14 protein-coding genes are annotated in these 14,335 nt (G+C 64.9%); 1 reads left to right on the top strand and 13 read right to left on the bottom strand.

The features are described 5' to 3' along the window. Positions 1 to 32: 32 nt before the first annotated feature. Together AB7M33_RS21150 and AB7M33_RS21145 are read right to left on the bottom strand one after the other, a co-directional pair. On the bottom strand, positions 33 to 1,898 hold the full coding sequence (locus AB7M33_RS21150) for a DUF1302 domain-containing protein (protein WP_027596397.1): 1,866 nt from the start codon (positions 1,896 to 1,898) through the stop codon (positions 33 to 35). A 31-nt stretch (positions 1,899 to 1,929) separates the two neighbouring features. Then, the gene (locus tag AB7M33_RS21145; RefSeq protein WP_454243535.1) at positions 1,930 to 2,496 is read right to left on the bottom strand and encodes an RBBP9/YdeN family alpha/beta hydrolase; all 567 of its coding nucleotides are present in this window, start codon (positions 2,494 to 2,496) and stop codon (positions 1,930 to 1,932) included. Positions 2,497 to 2,754: 258 nt separating this feature from the next. Between AB7M33_RS21145 and AB7M33_RS21140 the strand changes: the two genes are divergently transcribed. Then, the gene (locus tag AB7M33_RS21140; protein ID WP_454243534.1) at positions 2,755 to 3,810 is read left to right on the top strand and encodes an AraC family transcriptional regulator; all 1,056 of its coding nucleotides are present in this window, start codon (positions 2,755 to 2,757) and stop codon (positions 3,808 to 3,810) included. A gap of 10 nt (positions 3,811 to 3,820) precedes the next feature. On the opposite strand, the gene AB7M33_RS21135 is transcribed toward AB7M33_RS21140, so the two are convergent. The 11 genes from AB7M33_RS21135 to AB7M33_RS21085 form a co-directional block, all read right to left on the bottom strand. Next, a complete protein-coding gene (locus AB7M33_RS21135) occupies positions 3,821 to 4,831 on the bottom strand; it encodes a YeiH family protein (protein WP_027596394.1) in 1,011 nt (336 codons plus the stop codon). Further along, positions 4,828 to 5,154: a Rieske (2Fe-2S) protein gene (locus AB7M33_RS21130; protein WP_265968281.1), complete on the bottom strand. Its 327-nt coding sequence runs from the start codon at positions 5,152 to 5,154 to the stop codon at positions 4,828 to 4,830. The genes AB7M33_RS21135 and AB7M33_RS21130 overlap by 4 nt, the downstream gene beginning before the upstream one ends. Further along, on the bottom strand, positions 5,151 to 5,813 hold the full coding sequence (locus tag AB7M33_RS21125) for a DsbA family oxidoreductase (protein WP_454243533.1): 663 nt from the start codon (positions 5,811 to 5,813) through the stop codon (positions 5,151 to 5,153). Before AB7M33_RS21125 ends, AB7M33_RS21130 begins: the two co-directional genes overlap by 4 nt. Then, positions 5,810 to 7,144 (bottom strand): MFS transporter, encoded by a 1,335-nt coding sequence (locus tag AB7M33_RS21120; RefSeq protein WP_454243532.1) that lies wholly within the window; start codon positions 7,142 to 7,144, stop codon positions 5,810 to 5,812. The genes AB7M33_RS21125 and AB7M33_RS21120 overlap by 4 nt, the downstream gene beginning before the upstream one ends. A gap of 296 nt (positions 7,145 to 7,440) precedes the next feature. Then, positions 7,441 to 8,493: a BKACE family enzyme gene (locus tag AB7M33_RS21115; RefSeq protein ID WP_027596390.1), complete on the bottom strand. Its 1,053-nt coding sequence runs from the start codon at positions 8,491 to 8,493 to the stop codon at positions 7,441 to 7,443. 29 nt (positions 8,494 to 8,522) lie between these two features. After that, positions 8,523 to 9,371 (bottom strand): TauD/TfdA dioxygenase family protein, encoded by an 849-nt coding sequence (locus AB7M33_RS21110; RefSeq protein WP_238211540.1) that lies wholly within the window; start codon positions 9,369 to 9,371, stop codon positions 8,523 to 8,525. A gap of 10 nt (positions 9,372 to 9,381) precedes the next feature. Continuing rightward, entirely contained in the window at positions 9,382 to 10,362 is a 981-nt protein-coding gene (locus AB7M33_RS21105; protein WP_099429635.1) for a quinone oxidoreductase family protein, read from the bottom strand. Positions 10,363 to 10,562: 200 nt separating this feature from the next. After that, complete coding sequence (locus AB7M33_RS21100) at positions 10,563 to 11,741, bottom strand: acyl-CoA dehydrogenase family protein (RefSeq protein WP_454243531.1); 1,179 nt, start codon at positions 11,739 to 11,741, stop codon at positions 10,563 to 10,565. A gap of 27 nt (positions 11,742 to 11,768) precedes the next feature. Next, positions 11,769 to 12,479 (bottom strand): histidine phosphatase family protein, encoded by a 711-nt coding sequence (locus AB7M33_RS21095; protein ID WP_454243530.1) that lies wholly within the window; start codon positions 12,477 to 12,479, stop codon positions 11,769 to 11,771. Beyond that, a complete protein-coding gene (locus tag AB7M33_RS21090) occupies positions 12,472 to 12,837 on the bottom strand; it encodes a DUF6285 domain-containing protein (protein ID WP_454243529.1) in 366 nt (121 codons plus the stop codon). The genes AB7M33_RS21095 and AB7M33_RS21090 overlap by 8 nt, the downstream gene beginning before the upstream one ends. Further along, complete coding sequence (locus AB7M33_RS21085; RefSeq protein WP_454243528.1) at positions 12,834 to 13,883, bottom strand: phosphotransferase family protein; 1,050 nt, start codon at positions 13,881 to 13,883, stop codon at positions 12,834 to 12,836. The genes AB7M33_RS21090 and AB7M33_RS21085 overlap by 4 nt, the downstream gene beginning before the upstream one ends. Positions 13,884 to 14,335 lie beyond the last annotated feature (452 nt).

Raw genomic sequence — 14,335 nt, 5'->3', positions numbered from 1 at the left:
CAGGTTTCTCCGCTTGTTGTTGTAATGGAGTTTCAGAAGGTGGTCTTGAACGAGGCAGTGACCATGCCGCGGTCCTTGAGCAGCGGCGCCAGGCCGGCCTGCGACGTGATCTGCCCGGGGATGCACTGGTAGCGCCCGTTGGTGCCTGGGGTGTTGTTGTCGGTACCGCTCGAGCAGGTATCGAACTTGCCGAAGGAGTCGACGTACTTCAGGTCGAACTTGTATTTTTGGTAGACATCGGCGGCGATCCCCACCGAGTAGCTGCCAGAGTCCTCGTTACCGCCCAGCTGGATGGCCGAGTTGCCCTTGAGGCCGACGTTGTAGGACAGCGGCATCGACACATCGACCCCCGGCAGCGCCTGGAACCAGGTCGGGGTGAAGTTGACCGCCAGGGTGTAGGCGTTGGTGGTGACCTTGTCGACGCCGTGGTAGGTGGAGTCGCCCTTGAAGGTCTGCTCACCCTTGTCGACGCTGACCAGGTGGGTCATCGCGCCCTCCACGGCCAACGACGATGCATTCCATAGCGGCGTGGCGCCAAACGACACCAGGCCATTGAGCACCACATGGAAGGTCTTGCCGCGGGCCAGCCCGGTTTCACCGTGGCCTGGCACCTCGCCGATCAGGTTGGTGCCGCCGGCGGTGCCGGCCAAGGCCTCGTACAGCGGCCCGTTGATGGTGCTGAAGTTGCTGATCAGCGGCATGTTCTCGCGGTAGTTGACGTCCAACCCCACGCTGACGGGGCCGACGCTCTTCGCCAGGCTGATGCCGTAGATGTCGATATCGTCGGCGTATGCGGCCATGTAGCTGCTGCCGGCCAGGCTGCCGGTGTGCAGGTTGGGGGCGTTGATCAGCACGGCCGGGGTCGGGTCGGAGGTGTTGCGGTAGTAGAAGCCCAAGGTGCCGTCGAGCCATTCCGGGCTCCACTTGGCCATCAAGCCGAAGTCACCCGTGTTGTGAGGGCGAATGTCATGCCCGCGCGGCGCGCCGTAGAAGGCACCGGCACCGCCGACGGCATTGGGCACCGGCAACCAGAAAATCTCACCGCCGTCGCCCAGCATGTCATAGGCACCCATGTAGGTACCGCCTTCGGGCAGGCGCGAGTTCTCGAACTCGAGGAAGTACTGCGCCGCCAGGGTCAGTTCAGGGTTGACCGTGTAGCTCAGCGACAACTGCTTGCGCGGCAGGAACAGTTCTTTGGTTTCGGTACCCGGCACGTTGTACAGCTTGGCCAGGTCCAGGGCCGACTGGCCATAGTTGATGCCGTTGGCGGCGTTGAACAGGGTCTCGCCCCAGTACACCGAGTGCCAGCCCAGCTTGCCGCTCAGCATCGACTCGTCGCCGATTTCGGTGTTGTAGAACACGAAGGCATCCAGAAACTCGCCCGACGGCCCGTTGTAGTAACGGTCGCTGTAACGGCTCAGGCCATGGTGGCGTGCCGGGCCACCGGCCAGTACGGTACCCGCCGGCAAGCCACCGGCCGGGCGTGCCAGCACCAGGTTGCCAGCGTTACCCGCTTGGCCGGGGAACGGGTTGGAATTGGACCCCACGTCGTCATAGGCATGGTCGTACCAGCTGGCCGCACTGACGCGCATGCCCATGGTGTTCTGATAGACCACATCCAGCTCAGTGAGCAGGTCGAGGCGCTGGGTGACCGCGCTGCCGACACTGAAGTTCTTGTCACCGTCATTGAGGTTGGCGGTGCGGGCGATCTTGGCGTTTTCGCCTTCGACCCGCTGGCCGTAGCTGAGCTTGGCGGTGTTGTCGAAGCGCACGCTCCAGTCGGGGTTGGCGATGTCCAGCTGGAATGCCTGGGCAGCCGGCGCACCGGCGACCAGCAGCAAGGTAGCCATCACGTTACGGCGGGGAAGGCAGAAGAGAACGTTTTTATTGTTGTTCATGCGATGTCTCTGCGTGGGGGTTAGGCGCGGCTCAGCGATCGAGTTGCTGTATCAGGGCCTCGGCTTGGGGCCACGGGCCGTAGCCCGAGGCAGGGTTGAGGTGGCCAACGGCACCAAGCTCGACCAGCGCGCTGCCCCACTGCGTGGCCAGGCCGGCGACTGCGCTCAGGCTGGCCAGGTGGTCGTTGCTGCTGGCGGCTACCAGGCTGGGGAACGGCAGCGGGCCGCCTGGCAATGGCGCCCAACCCTGGGCGCGCAGGGAATCCGGGGTGGGATAGCCTTGCGGCCAATCGCTGTGCAGGTCTGGCGGTGCGGCCAGCAAGGCGCCCTTGATCGGCCGCTGATAGCGCGCCGCCCAATGCGCCACCATCAGCACGCCGGCGCTGTGCGCGACCAGGATCACCGGGCCCTCGATTTGCGCCAGCTCACGCTCGATCGCTTCGACCCGTGCCGTGCAGCTGAGCTTGTCGGTTTCCAGTGGCGGCACCGCACGCACCTTGGCCAGGCGCGCCTGCAACAGGGTCTGCCAGTGTTCAGGTACATGGTCGCGCAGACCGGGAACGATCAGCACGGTGGCGGCGGTTTGCAGTTTTTCCATGTCAGGGCCCTTGCTCTGTTCACTCGGTCGATTGCCGACTGCTTGAGGGCCAGAGTAATGAGTCGGTCCGGCACACGCTTTACATTGCGCGTCACGGATTTTTCAGTTGATGACACGGCCGACGCGGCCGCCCGCAGCCCCCTCGCCACGGGCGACCAACGGCAGGAAAATGGCTTTGCATCTGATGACACAGGCGCTATAAGTGACTACCCGCCAGCGCAGCGGGATGCCCATCAAGAACACGTGGAAAACAACAATATGACCGTGCTCGCCCGAGCGGCTTCGCTCACCAATTACCTGGAAGTTTCCCGCCACCTGGGCCTTAACGGCCATGGCCTGCTGGCCCAGGCTGGCCTCAGTGCGTCCTTGCTCGAAGCGCCTGACCAGCGCATCCCGGTGGCTGCCGCCATCAGCGTACTTGAAGAATCGGCGCGGCTGAGCGGCTGCGAAGCCTTCGGCCTGCGCATGGCCGAACTGCGCCAGTTGTCGGATTTTGGTGAGGTCAGCCTGCTGATCAGCCACCAGCATTCGCTGCGCGATGCGCTGCAGGTGATCGTGCAGTACCGCCATGTGCTCAACAATGCGCTGGCGATCCACATCGAAGAAACCGGCAAGACGGTGATCATCCGCCAGGAGGTCATCACCGAGCAGCCGATACACAGCCGCCAGGCCATCGAGCTGGCCATCGGTGTGATGCACCGCTTCTGCTCAGCGCTGCTGGGCGCCCACTGGCACCCGATCAGCGTCAACTTCACCCATGCCGCCCCTGCCGACGTGGCCATTCACCGGCGTATTTTTGGCTGCAAGCTGGAGTTCAACAGCGACTTCAACGGCATCGTCTGCTCGGCCTCCGACCTGGACACGGCCAACCCGCAGGCCAACGAAGCCATGGCGCGGCTCGCCCAGCGCTACGTCTGTACGCTGCAGGATGACGGCAACCCCTCCCTGGTGCACGAGGTGCGCAAGTCGATCTTTTTGCTGATGCCCATGGGCCGCGCCACCATCGGACACATCGCCCAGACCCAAGGCATGAACGTGCGCACCTTGCAGCGCCGGCTGGAAGAAGAAGGCGCCACCTTCAGCGAGCTGGTCAATGGCGTGCGCCGCGACCTGGTGCTGCGCTACCTGGAAAGCCCCGGCTATTCGCTGGGGCGTATCGCCGACATGCTCGGCTATTCCATGCACAGTTCGTTCACCCGCTGGTTCATCAGCCAGTTCGGCCAGCCACCGGCCACCTGGCGTACTCAGCATGACCTGCCCACGCCACTCAAACGCGCCCGCAGCGCGGCCCAGGGGCCCGTCACCACGCGCTGAGCGCGTGGTGTTACAAGCCGAAGCGCAACAGCACCAGCACCAGCGCCACCAAAAACACCGTCTCGCCGACCATCAGCAAAATCGGCTTGATGCCCACGGCGGCCAGCTCCTTGAGCTGGGTCTTCATGCCCAGGGCACTGATCGACACCACCAGGCACCAGCGCGACAGCTCGTTGACCCCACCCTGCACGGCCAACGGCACCCAACCGGTGCTGTTGATGCAGGCCAGCGCCAGAAACCCCACCGCGAACCAGGGCAGCAATGGCGGGCGCTTGCCTGCGGTGTCGGTACCCTGGCGGCGCGAGATCATGGCCGCGACAACAATCACCGGCACCAGCATGGCGACGCGCATCAGCTTGACCACCGTGGCGGTGTCGCCGGTTTCGGGCGACATGCTGTAGCCCGCCCCCACTACCTGGGCGACATCATGGATCGTCGCGCCAAGAAAGACCCCGGCAGCCTGTGGCGACAGGCCGAGCGCGTTGGCGATCATTGGGTAGAGGATCATCGCCAAGGTCGACAACGCCGACACACCGATCACAGTGAACAGCGTCGCCCGCTCTTTTTGCGGGTGGCTGGGCAGCGCAGCGGCCAGCGCCAACGCCGCCGAGGCGCCGCAGATCGCCGTGGCGCCACCGGTGAGCATGCCGAACAGGCGCTGGAACCCCAGGGCCTTGGCCGCCACCATCGACACGCCGATGGTCACCACCACCAGGATCACCACCAGTGCGACGGCCTTCCAGCCCAGGCCTGCCATCTGCTCCAGGGTGATGCGCATGCCCAGCAATGCCACGCCCAGGCGCAACACCGTGCGTGCGGTGAATTCGATGCCGGCTTTGCATTTGCCATCGCTGGCCAAAAAATTCAGTGCCAGGCCTAGTAGCAGGGCGAACAGCATGACCGGCGCGCCATAATGCTCCGCCAGAAAGCTTGCCGCCCCAGCGGCAATCAGGCTGACGCTAAGCCCCGGCGCCAACTCCCGCGCGCGGTGGTTGACCTGGGCAAGCGCAAGGGTGCTCATGACACCACCTCCTGGCCGGTGATGACGATAAAGACCTGGTTGCCCTCCACCTCCACCGGGTAGCTGGCCACTTTGAGTGCCTTGGAATTGAGCAGGTAGCCGCTGGCAAGGTCAAAGCGCAGGCCATGGGCGCGGCACTGGATCACGGCGCCGTCCAGTTGCCCGGCGCACAACGATGAACCCTGGTGCGGGCAGCTGTCGTCGATGGCCAGCAAACGCCCGTCGACATTGAACAGCGCCAGGCTTTTGCCCCCATGTTCGAACAGCACACGCTCGCCGACGCCGGGCACGCGCTGGGCCGGTACCTCGATACGCCCGTTCACACCTGCACCCCCGCCGAACGCGACAGCGCCAGGTGCATGGCGTCGAGCAGTTGTTCTGCCGGTTGGGCACCGAACACGCGCAGGTGGTCGTCGAAGACGAAACACGGCACGCCCCTGCTGGCGATGTCGGCGTTGGCACTGATGAACGGCCGGCCATCAGCGCTCAGGCTCCCGGCCAGCGCGGCAGGCGTAAAGCCGCACTGTTCGGCGATGCGCAACAGGGTGTCGCGATCGCCCAAGTCTTCGCCCTCGCGGAAATACGCGGCAAACAGCCGCTCCAGCAGCGCCTCGACCTGTTGCTCGCTGCCCAGTTCGACCGCATGCAGCAGCAGGCGATGGGCGTCGGCAGTATTGGGCATGCACGCGATGCGGCTGAAGTCGATCAGCTCGCCCACGGCACGCGCAGCCTCCTGCACTTGCCCCTGGCGTTGCCGCACCGCCTCGTCGCTGCCCAGGCGGCGGCGGTAGAAGTCGGCGAACGGCTGGCCGGTGGCGGGCAGGTCGGGCAACAGCTGCACGCCGTGCCAGGCCAGGGTGACCTCGACCTCGGGCCGGGCTTCGCGCAAGTGCGCCAGCGCGGTTTGCAGTTGCCGCTTGCCGATCAGGCACCACGGGCAGATGAAATCGAAATACACGTCAATCGACAGCGAATGCTTCACGTACGGGCCTCCAGTACAGGCTCGACAGGCGCTTGCGGGCTATTGCCACAGGCCAGGCGCGCCATGTCAGGGTGGTAGTGGCGCTTGGCGTAGAAGAACACCGCCGCGGCGGCGATGCTGATCAACGGCACCAGTTGAAAGGCGGCTTGCAGGCCGATCAGGTCGGACACCTTGCCGGTGATCAACGGGCCTGTGGCCAGGCCGAGCAGGTTGTTGCTCAGGGTCAGGGTCGCGAATGCCGTGCCATGCACCGTGTAGTGGGTCAGGTTGGCGACCATGGCACTGGACGGGCCATTGGTGCCTGCGGCAATCATCATGCCCAGGCAGATCAGGACCAGTTGCGGCAGGCCCGCCGGCATGGCGAAGGCCACTGACAGCAGTACACAGCTGCCCAGGCAGTAGGCGATGGCCAGGCTGATCTTGCGATCAGGGCGATCGCGCCCCATGCGGTCGCACAACATGCCGCACAGCACGATGCCGACGCCGCTGCACAGCACGATGATTGCTGCCACGGCGCCCGCCCGGTCGGTGCTCATGGCGTAGTAGCGGTTCAGGTAGCTGGGGATCCAGACGATCACCGTGCCGCCGACGAACAGCTGCAAGCCGCTGCCGACATAGGCGCTGATCACCGAGCGGCTTGAATAGAGGGTGCGCAGCGGGCGCAATGCCTTCAAGGCGGCCTTGTCGGTGGCGCTTGCCTGATTTTTCGGGGCAATGCGCGCCTCGCGTACGATCAGCGGGTAGAGCAGCGCCAGGGCCAGGCCGAAAAACGCCATGCCGGCGAACGCCCAGCGCCAACCCAGGTGCTGGGCCATCACCCCGCCCAAGGCCATGCCCAGCACCGAGCCGAACATGCCACCGGCCATGAACGCCCCGGCCAAGGTGGCACGCATCTCACGCGGGAACACCGCCACCACCACGGCAATACCGACGCTGCCATAGGCAGCTTCGCCGACACCGACCAGAAAGCGCGCGATGAACATCTGCTGGTAGTTTTCGGCAACTGCGCAGCCTAGCGTGGCCAGGCTCCACATCACCGCCATAAAGGTCAGGCTCTTGATGCGGCCGATGCGGTCGGCGAGCAATGACAGCGGAAAGGTCAACAGCCCGACCATCAGGGCGACGATGCCGCTGAGCAGGCCGAGCTGGCTGTCGCTGAGCTGCCATTCCTGCTTCAACAGGGGGAACACGGCGTTGAGCACCTGCCGCGACATGTAGTCGGAGATCAACAGGCCGAAGGTCAGGGCAAAGACGATCCAGGCATAGCGCCGGGGGATGCCCAGTGATGTATCCGTGCCTGGGTCCGTCGCACCGGTGTGATAGGTGGCCATGCTGCCTCCTCGGGTATCTGGCTTGGGTTGTTTTTGTTGTTATGAACAAATGCCAAAGTCTGTGCTGCGGGTACTGGCCTCATCGCCTCGCGTCAGACGCGCGCCCCTTGTAGGAGCAGCCTTGCGCTGCGAAGAGGCCGGTGAAAGAACTGCAAATTTTCGCAGTAATCACGGGCCTCTTCGCAGCACAAGGCTGCTCCTACAGGCTGCGAAGAGGCAGAACCGCAGATCTTCGCAGTAATCACGGGCCTCTTCGCAGCACAAGGCTGCTCCTACAAGGGAGTGAGGCCGGTGCCTTAGGCGCGCTGTGGCACGCCCTTCTGGCCCGGCCGGCGGTTCGGCGCCATGCCGTTGGCCAGCAAGGTTTCCTCGACGGATGCGTACTGCTCGCCGATCCGGTAGATCGCCCGGGCTTCCTTGCCATTGGCCACTTCACGCCCCAGCTCATGCGCCACGCGCACGGTCTGCTGGATCTGCTGCACCGAGGTGAACGGCTTGCCGTGCTGGTCGATGATGGTGTCTTCGATACCACAGCGCGGGTGCAAGCCCATGGCCAGGGCCATGGTGTTGAACGGCAGCACGTTCTTGAGCAGCGACTCTGCGGTCAGGGTGCAGCCATCCGGCGCACGGTGCACAAAATTGAAGAAGTTGAACGGGTTCGGGCCATCGAAACCGCCACCAATGCCGATCCAGGTCAGGTTCAGCGGGCCTTTGTAAACGCCTTTGCGCACCAGGCGCTCGAGGGTTTCCAGGGCATGCATGCCGGTCAGCTGGAAATGCGGCTGGATATTGCTGGCCTGCAGCCGACGCAGGTGCTCCTCGACCCAGGCCGGCCCGGCGGGCACGGTCATTTCACTATAGGCGGCCTGGATCCCAGGGTTGGCCAGCGATGTACCTTCCAGATATTCGGGGTACAGCAGCTCCATGATGTTCATCTGGGTGGTGTTGATCGCCACCGTCACCTGGTCAGGCTTTGGGGTCAGCTCGGCCAGCATGTGGCGGGTGTCGTCGCTCAGCCACTTGGCCGCTTCACCCTCGCCTTCCGGCGCGAACGAAATCGAGCCGCCGACCTGGATGATCATGTCCGGCACCGCCTCACGCACCCCGGCGATCAGCTCGTTGAACTTGGACAAGCGCTTGGAGCCGGTGCCATCGAGTTCACGCACATGCAGGTGCAGTACAGTGGCGCCGGCTTCGTAGCAATCGACTGCCTTTTGCACCTGCTCGTCCATGGTCACCGGAATGTCCTGGGGGAAATCGTCGGGCATCCACTCGGGGCCATAGGGGGCCACGGTGATGACTACCTTTTCCATGTTTTCCGGGTGCAGCGAGTCGTCGAAGAATTGCATGTCTGATCCTCAGTCTTGTTCTTGTCTGTTCAGAAAGTGCTGTCGCCCATGATCCCGGCCCGCTCCATCTTGCGGTGGCAGGCCGGGTAGTCCATGACGGCGTAGTGCTGCGTGCTGCGGTTGTCCCAGATGGCGATGCTGTTGGGTGACCAGCGCCAGCGCACCTGGTACTCGGGGATGTACACCTGGCTCACCAGGTAGCGCAGCAGGTCGGCGGCGCCGGGGTTGGCGTCCTGGCCGAAGCGCACGCGCTCGGGGGTGTGGTAGTTGGTGAAGTGGGTGGCGAAGGCATTGACGAACAGCACCTTCTCGCCGGTTTCCGGGTGGGTGCGCACCACCGGGTGCTCGGCATCGGGGTAGCGGGCCTTGAGCGCCAGGCGCTTGTCGGTCGGCATGGCGGCGCCGAAGCTGGCCTCGATGCTGTGGCGGGCGCGCAAGCCCTCGATGCGGGCCTTGATCTCGGCCGGCAGGTTGTCGTAGGCCAGCACCATGTTCGCCCACATGGTGTCGCCGCCCACCGGCGGGCATTCCACGCAGCGCAGCACGCAGCCCATTGGCGGGGCTTCGCGCCAGGTGGCGTCGGTGTGCCAGGCGTTTTCGTAACGGTCGGCCGGCTGGTCGGGGCGTTTGTAGATTTGCACCAGGCCCGGGTGCTCCGGGTCGCTGCCAGCGACGGGGTGATCCTCCAGTTCACCGAAGCGACGGGCGAACGCCACGTGCTCGGCGCGGCTAATGGCCTGGTCGCGCAAAAACAGCACCCGGTGCTTGAGCAGCTGGGCGCGAATCTCGGCGAACAGGCCGTCATCGTGAATGGCATCGGCCAGCCTGACGCCGACCAGTTCGGCACCGATGGCGCAGGTCAGTTGTTCGACTTGCATGGCAGTGCCCTCAGATGACGAAGATCGACGAGCCGGTGGTCTTGCGCGACTCCAGGTCACGGTGCGCCTGCACCGCATCCTGCAAGGCGTAGTGCTGGTTGATCTCGATGCGGATGCGGCCGCTGCTGACATGGTCGAACAGCTCGCTGGCCAGGCGGGTCTTCTCTGCCGGGTCGGCGATGTAGTCGGCCAAGGCCGGCCGGGTCATGAACAACGAGCCTTTGATCGCCAGCAACTGCGGGTCGAACGGTTCGATCTTGCCGGACGCGGTGCCCACGCACACCATCAGGCCACGGCGCTTGAGCGAGTCCAGCGAGCCCATGAAGGTGTTGCGCCCGACACTGTCGAACACCACGTTGACGCCTACGCCATCGGTCAGCTCGCGCACGCGCTGGGCGACATCTTCGTGGCTGTAGTTGATGGTGTGGTCGCAGCCATGGGCGCGGGCCACTGCCGCCTTGGCGTCAGTGGAGACGGTGCCGATCACGGTCAGGCCGAGCAGCTTGGCCCACTGCGAAACGATCAGGCCGACGCCACCCGCCGCCGCGTGCAGCAGGATGCTGTCACCAGGCTTGAAGTCGTACAGGCGGCGCATCAGGTACGAGGCCGTCAGGCCGCGCATGGTCATGGCGGCCGCCGTCTCGAAGGAGATGGTTTCCGGCAGTTTGATCAACGGCGCGGCGGGGATCAGGCGCTCGGTGCTGTAGGCGCCGAGGGTGTTGAGGAAGCCGGTGTAGGTCACTCGGTCGCCGACCACCACATGGCTGACGCCCTCACCTACTGCCTGCACCACACCCGACGCTTCCACGCCCATGCCGTTGGCCAGCGGGATCGGGTAGGTGCCATTGCGAAAATAAGTGTCGGCGTAGTTCAGGCCAACCGCCACATGGCGCAAGCGCACCTGCCCAGGGCCGGGCTCGCCGACGTCGACGTCTTCGTAACGCAGGACCTCAGGCCCTCCGGTTTCGTAGAAACGTACCGCTTTGGCCATGCCAATCTCCCTTCTTGTCATTGTTGTTGAGCACACAAAGTGCGTCTTGAAAGGCAATTTAGGCCGTTGCGCCAAGCGCCGCTTATCATCGGACGACAACGGTTTTACAGTTGATGACAGCGCGCCTGGCGCAGTGGCTCAGAACGCCGAAAGGCCGCCGTCGACGGCGATGGCCTTCTGGCCTTGATAGCTGTCGAACTTCATTTGGCGGCCCCCGTGGCCGCGCGGGCGAGGATCTTTTTCGCCAGGCTCATGCGGTGCACTTCGTTGGGGCCGTCATAGATGCGGAAGCTGCGGGCATCGCGGAAGATCCGCTCGACGATCGACTCGCCGGTAACACCCTGCCCGCCCAGCACCTGCACACTGCGGTCGATCACCCGCCAGATCGCCTCCGAGCTGAGCACCTTGGCCATGCTCGACTCGACGTTACCCCGCTCGCCCTGGTCTAACACCCAGGCGCAATGCCAGATCGCCAGGCGCGTGGCATGCAGGTCTATCTCGTTGTCGGCGAGCATGAAGCCCACCCCCTGATGCTCGCCCAGCGGCTTGCCGAACGAGACCCGGCGGTTGGCGTAAGCACAGGCCTCGTCATGGGCGCGGCGGGCCTGGCCCAGCCAGCGCATGCAGTGGGTCAGGCGCGCTGGCGCCAGGCGCACCTGGGCGTAACGGAAGCCTTTGCCCACTTCGCCGAGCACATCGCTGGCCGGCACCCGCAGGTTTTCGAAACGCAACACCGCATGGCCGCCGGCGAAGCAGCTGTCCAGCGAGTCCATCATGCGCTCCAAGATGAAGCCCGGGCGGTCGGTGTCGGTCAGGAACATCGTCGCGCTGCCGTCTTCCATGCGCGCCATGATGATCGCCAGCTGCGCGCCTTCGGCCCCGGTGATGAACCATTTCTGGCCATTGATGATGTAGTCGTCACCGTCACGCACGGCCAAGGTGGTCAGCATCGAGGGGTCGGAGCCGGCGCCCGGGCTGGGTTCGGTCATGGCGAAGCACGAGCGGATATGGCCCTGCACCAGTGGCCGCAGCCAGCGGTCTTTTTGCGCCGGCGTGGCCACCTGCTCCAACAGGTGGATATTGCCCTCGTCCGGGGCGTGGATGTTCAGGGCCACCGGGCCGAGTGGCGAATAGCCCGCTTCTTCGAAAATGATCGCCTTCTCGACATGGCTCAAGCCCAGGCCACCCATTTCACGCGCGGCATGCGGGGTCAGCAGGCCGTGCTCGCGGGCCCGATCGAGCAGCGCCTGGCGCAGTTCGGGCGAGGGGCCGTGGGCGGTCTGGCGGCGGTCGTGCTCCAGGGGGATGACGCTTTCGGCAATGAACTGCCGGGTCTTGGTTTGCAGGGCGAGCAGCTCGGCTGAAAGGGCGAAATGCATGGTGGGGTTCCTTGTAGAGGGAAAGGCTCAGGCGTGCAGGCGGCGCGGGTCGATGGCGGCATGCAGGTGCTCCATCACGGTTTTGTCGATCGAGGCCTTGCCGGGGTCGTATGGGGTGTAGTTGAGGGTGCGGATGAACGCGTACTGTGCTTGCGTGCCGGCCATGTCGATATCGACGATGTTCAGGCAAGCAGGGTCTTGTTCGAAGGCGGCCAGCCCGCCCAGCCCCGCGCCGCTGGCCCAGGCCAGTAGGATGCGGTTGACGGCGTCGTGGCTGACCAGCAGCAACGATGTCCAGCCGGGCTCGGCCAGCAATTGCTGGAAGCTGTCCAGCACCCGTTGCTGGAACGCCACCCAAGGTTCGCCGCGCAAAAAGGCGGCGCCGGGGCAGTCGGCCAGGTGATAGGCCTGGGCCACTTCGCGGTGCAGGCAGCCTGGGGGTATTTCCCGCAGGCGGCCGGCCCGCACCTCGCGCAAGGCGGCGCGCTGCTCCACCGCCAAGGTGCGCGGGCCCAGCAGTTGGTCGAGGGTCTGGCGGGTGCGCGGGTAGTCCGAACACAGCGCCCGGTCGAACCGGGTGTGCGCCAGCACCTGGCCCAACGCCTGGGCCTGGGCTACGCCTTGCGCCGACAGCGGCACATGGCGCGGGTCGAGGGGCCGGCCATCGGCGTCGAAGTAATCGACATGGCCATGCCGAACCAAGTAGCAGCGGCGACGCTGGGCGGGCTGGTCAGTCATGGGCCAGCACCTTCGGGTTGCTGATGCTCAACTGCGCCCGGTTGATCGCCCGCAGCGCCGCCAGTAAACGTGTTGGGTCCTGATCGTAGGCGCCTTGGCGAATGCGCCGCGCCAGCAACGCACGGGCCTGTTCAAGCCCCGTCGCTGCCTGGCCGTGCTGCGTCAGCAAGGCTGCCAGGGCCTGGCGCTCGACCTCGGCACAGTCCGCCGCCTGCGCCAGTTCGCGGCTGGCGATCAACATGGCGCTGGCAACCATCCGGCCTTGATAGTGCAACCCTTTCGGCAACGCCGGCAGTAGATGGGTGAGCAGGGTGTCGCGCGCCGTCACAAGCAGGTCGCGGGCATCGGGCTGGTTCATGCGTGGCCTCCACGGGTGAGCAAGAGGATTTCCTGTTCGAGTTCGCTGACCATCCGCCCGGTCAGCGCCAGCTCCAGCGAGCGTTGCTGGCCAGACACATGGCGTTCGGCCTGCTGCAGGGCGATTACCGCCCAGCGCAGGTGGGCCATGACCTGCCAGAAGCGCAGCGCCTGGCTGTCCAGTTCCAGCGCCGACACGCTGCGGTATCCGACGAGCAAGTCCTGCAGATGGCCGATGCCGCCCGCCTCCAGGTCCGGCCGGCCGAAGCGCCAGCAGCGCGCGGTGAACCAGCCCAGGTCTTCACGCGGGTCACCCCAACCAGCGAACTCCCAATCCAGTACGCCGGTCAGTGCACCGGCCTCGACCATGTAGTTGCCGGTGCGGTAGTCGCGGTGCAGCAGGCACGTGGGCAAGGGCGCAGGCTTGTTCAGCTCACTCCAGCGCAAGCCCCACTCCAGCACCGGGTGGCTGCCTGGCAAGGCATCCAGAAACTGGCGGTACTGGTCGACGCTGGCTTGCACCGTGTCGGGTGCAGCGGCGGGCAGAAACGCCAGCGCCTGCTGCGGCGGGCGTACCTGATGCAGGCGCGCCAGGTTGGCGCCCAACTGCCGGCACAGTGCCGGGTTGCCCTGGGGCGCGTCTTGTGCGGACGTCAGGCGGTGGCCACTGGCAGTGCCGGCCAGCGCCTGCATGATGAAAAAGTCGCGGCCGATGACCTGCGGGTCCTGGCACAGCCAAAGGGGCTTGGGTACGTTGACACCGGCTTGGTGGGCCACGTCGAGCACCGCGAACTCCTGCTCGCGGGTCATGCTGGCGGCTACTGCGGAAGCGGCGTCGGTGCGCAGTACCCAACGCTGTGGTTGGCCTGCGACTTCGGCCTCGAGCAGCCAGTTTTCCTGGATGGCACCGCCTGACAATCGCTCGCTGCGGGTGAGGGTCACGGGGTGTCTGTCGAGTTGGTTTTGTAGGTAGGTAGAGAGCTTTGAATGGGCGTCTGGGATGTCGATGCGAGCGCTGGGGGGGAGCGCGGGATGGGTGATGGGCATGGTGGGTCCAATTGGCTGGTCGTTCGTGGACTAGCCGATTGCAAGATGATTGCCAGGTCGTTTTTTGGTTTTATTATTTGTTATTAATCAATGGTTTATTGCGATTCCTGGGATTGATTCGATGGCAGATTTGAACGGGCGGTTTCAAATTTGAACGGGTTTTTCAGGGCTGATGTGTTCGCCACAACATTTGCAGCGCCTGGGAGATCGAGCGCCGCCCGCGCGGCGCTTCGCAGCACAAGGCTGCTCCCACATCTGTTTCGGGCCAGTGAGGCCTGTGAGATTTGCGCGCGACCGCCTTAGGAATAATTGGCCCGAGAAAAATGTAGGAGCAGCCTTGTGCTGCGAAGCGCCGCGCGGGCGGCGCTCGATCTCCCAGGCGCCAAAAATGTTGTGACAAACACCCACCACCCCCTACGATACCTGGCTGACCCGACGGAGCACTGCTCGCC

It is taken from the genome of Pseudomonas sp. Y3 TE3536 (assembly GCF_053629175.1).
The sequence above is the reverse complement of the archived record's forward strand: the minus strand, read 5'-3'. Positions and strand labels throughout refer to the sequence as shown.

Coding starts and splice junctions, on each gene's coding strand:
- AB7M33_RS21150 (WP_027596397.1), bottom strand. CDS start 1,898: ATGAACAACAATAAAAACGTTCTCTTCTGCCTTCCCCGCCGTAACGTG.
- AB7M33_RS21145 (WP_454243535.1), bottom strand. CDS start 2,496: ATGGAAAAACTGCAAACCGCCGCCACCGTGCTGATCGTTCCCGGTCTG.
- AB7M33_RS21140 (WP_454243534.1), top strand. CDS start 2,755: ATGACCGTGCTCGCCCGAGCGGCTTCGCTCACCAATTACCTGGAAGTT.
- AB7M33_RS21135 (WP_027596394.1), bottom strand. CDS start 4,831: ATGAGCACCCTTGCGCTTGCCCAGGTCAACCACCGCGCGCGGGAGTTG.
- AB7M33_RS21120 (WP_454243532.1), bottom strand. CDS start 7,144: ATGGCCACCTATCACACCGGTGCGACGGACCCAGGCACGGATACATCA.
- AB7M33_RS21115 (WP_027596390.1), bottom strand. CDS start 8,493: ATGCAATTCTTCGACGACTCGCTGCACCCGGAAAACATGGAAAAGGTA.
- AB7M33_RS21110 (WP_238211540.1), bottom strand. CDS start 9,371: ATGCAAGTCGAACAACTGACCTGCGCCATCGGTGCCGAACTGGTCGGC.
- AB7M33_RS21105 (WP_099429635.1), bottom strand. CDS start 10,362: ATGGCCAAAGCGGTACGTTTCTACGAAACCGGAGGGCCTGAGGTCCTG.
- AB7M33_RS21100 (WP_454243531.1), bottom strand. CDS start 11,741: ATGCATTTCGCCCTTTCAGCCGAGCTGCTCGCCCTGCAAACCAAGACC.
- AB7M33_RS21095 (WP_454243530.1), bottom strand. CDS start 12,479: ATGACTGACCAGCCCGCCCAGCGTCGCCGCTGCTACTTGGTTCGGCAT.
- AB7M33_RS21090 (WP_454243529.1), bottom strand. CDS start 12,837: ATGAACCAGCCCGATGCCCGCGACCTGCTTGTGACGGCGCGCGACACC.
- AB7M33_RS21085 (WP_454243528.1), bottom strand. CDS start 13,883: ATGCCCATCACCCATCCCGCGCTCCCCCCCAGCGCTCGCATCGACATC.